The sequence below is a fragment of the Ignatzschineria cameli genome (assembly GCF_003121895.1).
Lineage (GTDB): Bacteria > Pseudomonadota > Gammaproteobacteria > Cardiobacteriales > Wohlfahrtiimonadaceae > Ignatzschineria > Ignatzschineria cameli.
This window is the reverse complement of the sequence record NZ_QEWW01000022.1, coordinates 1-5,994: the sequence shown is the minus strand read 5'-3', so window position 1 is coordinate 5,994 and position 5,994 is coordinate 1. Positions and strand designations below refer to the sequence as shown.

The window sequence follows — 5,994 nt, the reverse complement described above, 5'->3', positions numbered from 1 at the left end:
GATCTTCTATCGCCAATAACTTTCTTATTTTTTTGAAATAATATAGGTTGATGAGTTGCCGGAGATGACCATTGCATCCCTCCAAAATTTGCATGCCGGCAAATATCGCTACTTTAGCGATATCATCCTGGTGCTGAAAGTGCCGAACAGCGGGCATGCAGAGGTGAAAAGAACGAAATGGTTGGTTCCCGCGGCTCCATGAACCTTCTTAGGAATCATTGTTTGAGATAAAAAAATGAGACAGAAAAAGCTGAACGCTGCCGGTCCTCACTATTGCGTACTTCCATAAATCGCACGCCGGCAGTTGGAGATCTTCTATCGCCAATAACTTTCTTATTTTTTTGAAATAATATAGGTTGATGAGTTGCCGGAGATGACCATTGCATCCCTCCAAAATTTGCATGCCGGCAAATATCGCTACTTTAGCGATATCATCCTGGTGCTGAAAGTGCCGAACAGCGGGCATGCAGAGGTGAAAAGAACGAAATGGTCGGTTCCCGCGGCTCCACGAATCTTCTTAAGAATCATCCATGAAAAAATAGGCTGATGAGGTATCGGCAAGTAGCGAACTCTCAATTGAATATCTGAAAGAGGGCGATTGAAAATGATGATGAGAATCATTAGCCATCTTCTTGCTGCTACTGTTAGAATAGAGAGTTATAGATGGTCTATACCATTATTGCATTACATTATTGCATTACATTATTGCAGCAATAGTTACAGCAGTAATTACAGCAATAATTACAAAATAATGATCCGCAAGGGGATGCCCCTTTTTATTCATGCATTGATTCACGCAAGATTCACGATGATAAAATAGAGATTTAAGAATGAAGAAAATTGGTGTTGTATTAACAAATCTAGGGACCCCAGATGCACCGACGAAAGAGGCGCTTAAGGTCTATCTTGAAGAGTTTTTAAAAGATCCTCGCGTTATTGAGGAGCCTAAATGGAAGTGGTATCCCATTCTCTACGGAATTATCCTCAATACTCGCCCACAAAAATCGGCGGAAAAGTATCAAGAGGTTTGGGATAATGGCTCACCATTACTCAATATTACTAAGGCACAAGCAGAGAAATTGACGCAACTCTTGCCGGAGAATTATCAGGTTGAGATCGCGATGCGCTATGGTAATCCCTCTATCGAATCAGCAATTAAGAAATTGATTGCCGATAAGGTCGATGAGATCGTGATCTTTCCCCTCTATCCGCAATATTCTGCAGCAACGACAGCATCTGTGATGGATAAGGTTGGCGAGGTACTACGAGAGCTTCGTTATTTCCCCGCATTACGAGTCTTGGGTGCCTATTATCAAAACCCATACTATATCGATGCCTGTGTTGAACGTATCCGCGAATCGACAAAAGGTCTTGAGCTCGATAAGTATGTCTTCTCTTATCACGGTATGCCTCGTCAAACTTATCTCGATGGTGACCCCTATTATGATCAATGCCTAGAGACAACTCGCTTGATCGCCGAACGTATGGGAGAACCCTTAGAGCGCTTTGAGACCGTTTTCCAATCACGCTTTGGGCGCGCAGAGTGGCTACAACCTTATGCCGCACAATTCTTTGAAGAAGCGCCCGGCAATGCTATTACCAAGATTGCCGTCTTCTGCCCCGGCTTTAGTGCCGATTGCTTAGAGACGCTAGAAGAGATGGCGATGGAGAACTATGAGCTCTTTATGGAGTCAGGCGGGGAAGCCTATACCTTTATCCCTTGCATCAATAGTGATGATCTCCATATCGAGATGATGAAGGATGAGGTTCTTAAATAGAGCTTGAACAGAGCTTTGAATAGGGCTTGAAGAATATAAGTATAAGCGACAAAAAGAGAGAGCGATCGGTTTAATCCTATCGCTCTCTTTCTATTTTGACTGTAATGATCCTGTTACGCTTCTACTTTGCTCTCTTTCAACATCTTCTCGAGATGGTGAATATCCATGCCGCCTTTAAGGAAGACAGGATCATTTAAGATACGAAGATGCAATTCAGCATTGGTGTTGATTCCTTCAATAATCAGCTCATGAAGCGCATTTTTAAGGCGACCAATTGCCATATCACGCGTTGGTGCGTAAGAGATAATTTTTGCAATCATCGAATCGTAGAAGGGCGGAACAGTGTAACCTGCATAGATATGGGTATCGATGCGAATCCCTGGACCACCGGGTGGATGATAATTGGTGATTAAGCCCGGTGATGGGATAAAGGTCTCAGGATGCTCCGCATTGATACGGCATTCGATCGCATGACCTTCAAACTTAATATCATCTTGCGTTAAGGTTAACGGCATGCCACTTGCGATTTTAAGTTGCTCACGAACAAGGTCAACCCCTGTAATCATCTCTGTAATAGGATGCTCAACTTGAATACGGGTATTCATCTCAATAAAGAAGAATTCACCATTTTCATAGAGGAACTCAAAAGTTCCCGCACCACGATAGTTGATACGTTTACACGCTTCAACACACGCTTGACCGATGCGCGCACGCTCTTCTGCCGTAATGCCAGGCGCTGGCGCTTCTTCCAATACTTTCTGATGACGACGCTGTAATGAACAGTCACGCTCACCGAGATGAATCGCATTGCCTTGGCCATCTGCTAAAACTTGGATCTCAATATGGCGAGGCTTTTGAAGATAGCGCTCCATATAGACTTCTGGATTACCAAAAGCAGCAAGAGCTTCTGATTTAGTCAATTCGATAGAGCGAAGTAGATCTTTTTCAGACTCTACAACACGCATCCCGCGACCACCGCCACCGCCGGAAGCTTTAACAATAATCGGATAGCCAACTTCACGTGCAAGACGGAGGTTCTCTTCCTTGTTATCGCTTAAAGCATCGCCAGAGCCGGGAACACAAGGAACCCCTGCTTCAATCATCGCTTTCTTGGCGGAAACTTTATCTCCCATAATGCGGATTGTCTCTGCAGTAGGGCCGATAAAGGTAAATCCAGAATTCTCAACACGTTCTGCAAAATCAGCATTCTCTGCTAAGAAACCGTAACCGGGATGGATACCATCGGCATTAGTTAATTCAGCAGCAGCAATAATGCTCGGAATATTGAGATAGCTCAGACCTGGCGCAGGTGGACCGATACAGACAGACTCATCTGCAAGGCGCACATGCTTAAGATCTTTATCACCGGTTGAGTGAACGGCAACTGTCTGAATTCCAAGCTCTTTACAAGCTCTTAGAATTCGCAGTGCGATCTCTCCGCGGTTTGCAATTAATACTTTCTTTAACATCTCTAAATAGCTCCTTATTCAAGGATCATGAGAGGCTGATCAAACTCTACAGGCTCACCATTTTCTACTAAGAATTTCACAACTTTTCCTGAAACTTCCGCTTCAATTTGGTTAAACATCTTCATCGCTTCGATAATGCAGACAACATCGCCAACATTAACTTGCGCATCGATTTCTGTGAATGGGTCTGACGTAGGGGAAGCTGCACGGTAGAATGTTCCCACCATTGGTGAACGAACAATTTTTCCAGAGAGTTCAGCAGGAGCTGCTTCTGGCGCTGAAGTTGTCGCTACGGATGGCATCTGCACATTTGTTTGAGGCGCAGCTTGTGGCTGCATCATTGGCATCTGACCGGTAAATACCTGCGTCTCTTTTGGAAAGCGGCTAATACGAAGTGACTCTTCACCGTCTGTAATCTCGATTTCATCGATGGATGAGTTATCAATGAGTTCTACGAGTTTTTCAATTTCTTTAATATCCATTAAGATTAGCTCCTATGTAAAATGATAAGGAGATTCCATAGAGGAATCTCCTTATTTCGATCTATTTGTTAGAGATTATATTCGTAATATTGAGTAGTGCAAGTTCATAACCATAAAGACCACATCCGACGATGACGCCGCTAGCGATATCTGATAGGTAAGAGGTGTGTCTAAAAGACTCTCGCCTAAAGACATTTGAGATATGGATCTCTACAAAGGGTATCTCTACGCCGAGAAAAGCATCACGAATGGCGATACTTGTATGGGTAAAGGCGCCGGGATTGATAATAATGCCCTCAATATTGTTCTGCTTTGCTGCATGAATTGTTTCGACAATCTCATATTCACGATTACTCTGCATTGTGATTAAATCGATTTTGCACGCCTTCCCGCACTTAACTAAGTGTGACTCAAGCATCTCAAGGGTTGCGCTCCCATAAATTTCAGGCTCACGCATACCTAAGAGGTTTAAGTTAACTCCATTGATTAGAAGGATTTTTTTGTGCTTTTCTTGATTTATCATAAGTGACATTTTACCGCATAATTTTTAAGAGTGCCTAAATATTCCTTTATACCATTAAGGCTTTTCATTTGGCATATTTTATTTTAAAGATCTCTCTTTCGCGCTACTTAGAATGCATCTTAAATTTAAGAGAAAGGGCATCTACCCTCTATTACAGCGAGATCTATGGCTCAGTCGGCTAATAAATAGGCATAAATAGAGGCAGATAGGTAGAGGCAGATAGGCAAAATAGTCGTAAATAGACATTACAAATAGACATTAAAATTAGAGGAAAGTTAGAGGCTAAAGTCATTTAATTGGTTAGTTTTAAATGTTTCTTTAACCATTTCTTCATCGCGCCTCAAGCGTTCTTTAATAACCTTCTATCACCTTTTTAAGCCTTATGAAAAAAGATTTAAAAAGGATTAAAAAAGGATTAACTATAGGTAGAAAATCGTTCTGATAAAAAAAATAAAGCGGTTTTTTTGATCAATCTCAGTTATACTCCTTTTCTGTTTAACAAATAGAATGAATGGGATGACTAAAAAAGAGAGTTATTTTTCAATCGATTATTTAGGTCGTATCACCTCTTGGCGCCGGGTTTCACTGCAGCTATTTTTTCTGACACTCTGCCTAATGGCATCGCTGCTCACCCTCACTTTCGCTTCTGGGCGAGAGCGCGCACAACTTTACGAACCGGATCTACTCCTTACCACAAAACTCAACAATGGAATGGGAATGGGAGATAAAGATCACGCCCGCGTTCGTGCCATGATCCAAAATTATGAGACAAAAAATGCCGGAGTCTTCACGCATCTTGATGGTGATGGGCTTGTGGTCTTCAATTATGTTGTTGACGAGTTAGCGCGACGAGGTTTGCCGCTTGAGATCGCTTTTGTTCCTTTAGTGGAGAGTGGTTATCGTCCTAATGCGCGTAATGGTCAGCATATCGGTCTATGGCAATTAGGCCCTGCGGCAGCAAAGACCTTTGGTATTCAGATTTCACAAAAATCAGATGGTCGTTTAAACTTCGTTCGAGCAACGGAAGCCGCGCTCGATTATCTTGAGTATCTCAATCGTCGTTTTGATGGTGATTGGCTCTTAACTTTAGCTGCTTACAATGCCGGTGAGGGGCGAGTTCTTCGGAGTATGAAGAAGAATCGAGCTGCTGGTAAGCCGGTGAATTTCTGGAATTTAGATCTACCTCCGATCACTAAAGCTTATATTCCTCGTGTTTTAGCGCTTTCACAATTAGCGTTAGAGAAATCGCAACTCGAAGTGCCGGTCGAATCAATTCCGGAAATTATTGCGGTGAAATCCCCCAATAAAAAAGAGCTCTTAGAAGCCGCACGTCGTTATGGATTAAAAGAGCATACCATCAAGTATCTCAATCCAAGTGATCTCTATACAAAAGATGGCTCTTCAGTGATGATTATGCCCAAAGAGATTGCAACCTTAGCATACGGAACGAACTAAGCGCTGAGGGTGATATTGCTGAAGTAGCGATATTTGCCGGCATGCAAATTGTTGAAGCTCGCAGGTTATCTCCGGCAGCGTTCAGCCTTTTTTCATGGATGATTCTTAAGAAGATTCATGGAGCCGCGGGAGCCGACTATTTCGTTCTTTTAGCCTGTGCATGCCCGCGATTCGGCATCTTAGATGCCTACTGCCGGCGCGTGATTTGTAAAAGTACGCGATAGTAAGATCCGGCAGCGTTCAGCCTTTTTTTATGGATGATTCTTAAGAAGATTCATGGAGCCGCG

Annotated in this window: 6 protein-coding genes; 3 read left to right on the top strand and 3 right to left on the bottom strand. The window is 42.8% G+C overall.

Going from position 1 to position 5,994, the window contains the following annotated elements; translation table 11 throughout:
* Nucleotides 1-373 precede the first annotated feature (373 nt).
* Both DC077_RS10945 and hemH read left to right on the top strand, forming a co-directional pair.
* Nucleotides 374-547: a hypothetical protein gene (locus tag DC077_RS10945; RefSeq protein WP_157953775.1), complete on the top strand. Its 174-nt coding sequence runs from the start codon at nucleotides 374-376 to the stop codon at nucleotides 545-547.
* Between the two features lie 283 nt (nucleotides 548-830).
* Entirely contained in the window at nucleotides 831-1,778 is a 948-nt protein-coding gene (hemH, locus tag DC077_RS10505; RefSeq protein ID WP_109201741.1) for a ferrochelatase, read from the top strand.
* 113 nt (nucleotides 1,779-1,891) lie between these two features.
* Here hemH and accC read toward each other — a convergent pair whose 3' ends face one another.
* From accC to aroQ, 3 genes are all read right to left on the bottom strand, one after another.
* Nucleotides 1,892-3,247 carry an acetyl-CoA carboxylase biotin carboxylase subunit gene (gene accC / locus DC077_RS10500; protein ID WP_094567822.1) on the bottom strand — a complete coding sequence of 452 codons (1,356 nt, stop codon included), beginning with the start codon at nucleotides 3,245-3,247 and terminating at the stop codon, nucleotides 1,892-1,894.
* A gap of 14 nt (nucleotides 3,248-3,261) precedes the next feature.
* A complete protein-coding gene (gene accB / locus DC077_RS10495; protein WP_094567821.1) occupies nucleotides 3,262-3,729 on the bottom strand; it encodes an acetyl-CoA carboxylase biotin carboxyl carrier protein in 468 nt (155 codons plus the stop codon).
* A gap of 61 nt (nucleotides 3,730-3,790) precedes the next feature.
* Complete coding sequence (aroQ, locus tag DC077_RS10490) at nucleotides 3,791-4,252, bottom strand: type II 3-dehydroquinate dehydratase (RefSeq protein WP_192874929.1); 462 nt, start codon at nucleotides 4,250-4,252, stop codon at nucleotides 3,791-3,793.
* 516 nt (nucleotides 4,253-4,768) lie between these two features.
* Between aroQ and DC077_RS10485 the strand changes: the two genes are divergently transcribed.
* A complete protein-coding gene (locus DC077_RS10485; RefSeq protein WP_157953539.1) occupies nucleotides 4,769-5,707 on the top strand; it encodes a transglycosylase SLT domain-containing protein in 939 nt (312 codons plus the stop codon).
* Nucleotides 5,708-5,994: the final 287 nt, after the last annotated feature.